2 protein-coding genes are annotated in these 3246 nt (G+C 77.4%); one reads left to right on the top strand and one right to left on the bottom strand.

Going from position 1 to position 3246, the window contains the following annotated elements; all coding sequences use genetic code 11:
- Positions 1-108 precede the first annotated feature (108 nt).
- Complete coding sequence (locus ABEB16_RS14125) at positions 109-2118, top strand: ATP-dependent DNA helicase (RefSeq protein WP_345712878.1); 2010 nt, start codon at positions 109-111, stop codon at positions 2116-2118.
- A gap of 52 nt (positions 2119-2170) precedes the next feature.
- On the opposite strand, the gene lexA is transcribed toward ABEB16_RS14125, so the two are convergent.
- Entirely contained in the window at positions 2171-2887 is a 717-nt protein-coding gene (gene lexA, locus ABEB16_RS14120) for a transcriptional repressor LexA (RefSeq protein WP_345712877.1), read from the bottom strand.
- Positions 2888-3246: the final 359 nt, after the last annotated feature.

Genomic DNA, 3246 nt, shown 5'->3' with positions numbered 1-3246 from the left:
CCCGGCCGGCGGCGCGCTCCTCCGTGCGGCCGGCCGCGTGCCCGCCGGCGCCGCGGTGCGCCCCCGCGGGGGACCGGACGTGTCGCAGCCGTAGGGCACACTCCAACGGTGCCCCCCAGCAGTGCGCCCGCGCCCGCCCCTGCCCTCGACGAGCGCACCGCGCAGCTGCTGGACCTGGCCGTGGCCGCGGTCGGTGGCAGCCGCCGCGACGGGCAGCTCGCCATGGCCGCCGCCGTCACCGACGCGGTCAGCACCGGCCGGCACCTCCTCGTGCAGGCCGGCACGGGCACCGGCAAGTCGCTGGCCTACCTCGTGCCCGCCGTCGCCCACGCCGTGGCGACCGGGCGCGCCGTCGTCGTGAGCACGGCCACCCTGGCGCTGCAGGCGCAGATCGACGCCCGCGACCTGCCCAGGGTGGCGGCCGCGCTGGCCCCCGCGCTCTCCCGCGAGCCCACCTGGCAGCTGCTCAAGGGCCGCGCCAACTACGTGTGCCGCAACAAGCTGGACGGCGGTTTCGGGGCGGAGGAGGCCGCGCTGTTCGACCTGCCCGACAGCGGCCCGCAGGACGCCGGGCGCCTGGGCCGGGAGGTGCAGCGGCTGCGGGAGTGGGCGGCGCGGACCCCGACCGGCGACCGCGACGAGATCGACCCCGGTGTCAGCGACCGGGCGTGGCGGCAGGTGTCCGTGACGGCCCGGGAGTGCCTGGGCCCGCAGCGCTGCCCCGCGGCGGCGGAGTGCTTCAGCGAGCGCACCCGGGCCCGCGCGCGCGAGGTGGACGTCGTCGTCACCAACCACGCCCTCACCGCCATCGACGCCGTGGAGGGCCGGGCCACCCTGCCCGAGCACGACCTCCTCGTCGTCGACGAGGCCCACGAGCTGGCCGACCGCGTCACCGCCGTCGGCTCCAAGGAGCTGTCCAGCGCCTCCGTGCACGCCGCCACCCGCCGGGTGCGCCGCGGCGCCGGGCACGTGCCCGCGGCGCTGGAGCAGGCCGCCGACGCCCTCGCGGAGGTGCTCGAGCAGGTGCCGCCGGGGCGGGTGACGCACTGGTCGCAGGGGCTGCTGAGCGCGGTCGGCGCCGTCCGCGACGCCGCCCGCAGCACCCTCAGCGAGCTCAAGGAACAGGCCGACGCCGCCGGTGCCGACGAGGCGCCCGAGGCCCGCGGCGGCCGCCACCTGGCGCGGGCCGCCGTCTCGGAGGTGTTCGACGTCGCCGAGCGGCTCGCCGAGCACGCCGAGCACGACGTCATCTGGACGTCCGCCTCCGAGCTGCGCGGCCCCGCGCTGCACGTGGCGCCGCTGTCGGTGGCGGGGCTGCTGCGGGAGAAGGTGTTCGCCGAGCGCACGGTGGTGTGCACCTCCGCGACGCTCGCGGTGGGTGGCTCCTTCGACGCCGTCGCCGGGCAGTTCGGCCTGCGGCGCGCCTCCGATGGGCGCAGCTCGATGCCGTGGCGGGGCCTGGACGTGGGCAGCCCCTTCGACTACCCCAGCCAGGGCATCCTGTACGTCGCGCGGCACCTGCCGCCGCCGGGTCGCGACGGCACGGGGGAGGCGGTGCTGGCCGAGCTCAGCGACCTGGTCGCCGCGGCCGGCGGGCGCACCCTGGGGTTGTTCTCGTCCCGGCGCGCCGCGGAGAACGCCGCCGCGGAGGTGCGCCGGCGCACCGGGCTGACGGTGCTGTGCCAGGGCGAGGACCGGCTGCCGCGCCTCGTGCGCCGCTTCGAGGCCGACCCGGCCGTCTCGCTGTTCGGCACGATGTCGCTGTGGCAGGGCGTCGACGTGCCCGGGCCCTCCTGCCAGCTCGTCGTCATCGACCGCATCCCCTTCCCGCGCCCCGACGACCCCCTGATGTCGGCGCGCGCCGAGGCGGTGACCGCGGCGGGCGGCAACGGGTTCATGGCGGTCTCCGTGGCGCACGCCGGGGTGCGCCTGGCCCAGGGGGCCGGCCGCCTGGTGCGCAGCGGGCAGGACCGGGGCGTGGTCGCGGTGCTCGACGCGAGGCTGGCCACGGCGCGCTACGGCGAGTTCCTGCGCCGCAGCCTGCCCGACTTCTGGCCCACGACGTCGCCGGAGGTGGCCCGCTCGGCCCTGCAGCGCCTGGCGGCCTCGAGCTCCTGACCTCCGCCGGGCCGGGAGGTGGGGGTGACGGGGGCCCGGGGGCCGAAACCCCTCAGACCCGCCGCAGCACCGCCGTCACGCGGCCCAGGATCGTGGCCTCGTCGCCGTTGATGGGCTCGTAGAGCTCGTTGTGCGGCACGAGCCAGACGTGGCCGTCGCGGCGGCGCAGCGTCTTGACGGTGGCCTCGCCGTCGATCATGGCGGCCACGATGTCACCGTTCTCGGCGGTCGGCTGCTGCCGCACCACCACCCAGTCGCCGTTGCAGATCGCCGCCCCGACCATCGAGTCGCCGGAGACCTCCAGGAGGAAGAGCGCGCCCTCGCCGACGATCTGGCGGGGGAGCGGGAACACGTCCTCCACGACCTGCTCGGCGAGGATGGGGCCGCCGGCGGCGATCCGCCCCACGAGGGGGACGTACGCCGCGGCGGGCGGCTGCTCGAGCGCGGTCCCGCCCGGTGCGGTCCCGCCCGGTGCGGCGGCGGGCACCTGCTCCGCGCCGGCGGGTGGCTGGACCACCTCGATGGCGCGCGGGCGGTTCGGGTCGCGGCGCAGGAAGCCCAGGCGCTGCAGGGTCGCGAGCTGGTGGGCGACGCTGCTGGGGCTCGTGAGGCCCACCGCCTGCCCGATCTCGCGCATGCTCGGGGGGTAGCCCCGCCGTTCCACGGCCTCGGTGATGGTCTGCAGCACGAGCCGCTGCCGTGCGGTGAGCCCGGCCCCGTCGAGGGGACCGTCGGGCAGCTGGTGCACCGACCCCTTCCGTCCCGCCACAGTCCGCTCCTCGTCTCCCGTGCGGGGTCGCGGCCCCGCGTGCGGTCCCGGCGGGCGCCGGGCGTGCTGCGATCAACCTAGGCCCAACGGGCCCCGGGTTCAAACAGGTGTTCGAACGACGCTGGTCCGTGTCGGAGGTCGGTGGTAGAAATCTCGGCAGCACCGTTCGAACACCCGTTCGACCGCGACCGCCTGGGAGGGACCGCCCGTGAGCGCCACCGTCCTGCCGCTGCCCCGTGCGACCGCCTGCCCCCTGGCGACCGCTGCCGCGCTCGTGCCCGGCCCTCGTCCCGGTGCGGGCCGGGGCCACCGCCCGTTCCCCGCGGCCTGGCGCACCACCCACCCCCTCCGGGTGCCGC

The organism is Kineococcus glutinatus (genome assembly GCF_039542765.1).
Classification (GTDB): Bacteria; Actinomycetota; Actinomycetes; order Actinomycetales; family Kineococcaceae; genus Kineococcus_A; species Kineococcus_A glutinatus.
Note: the sequence above shows the minus strand (reverse complement) of the source record. Positions and strands in the feature narration are given on the sequence as shown.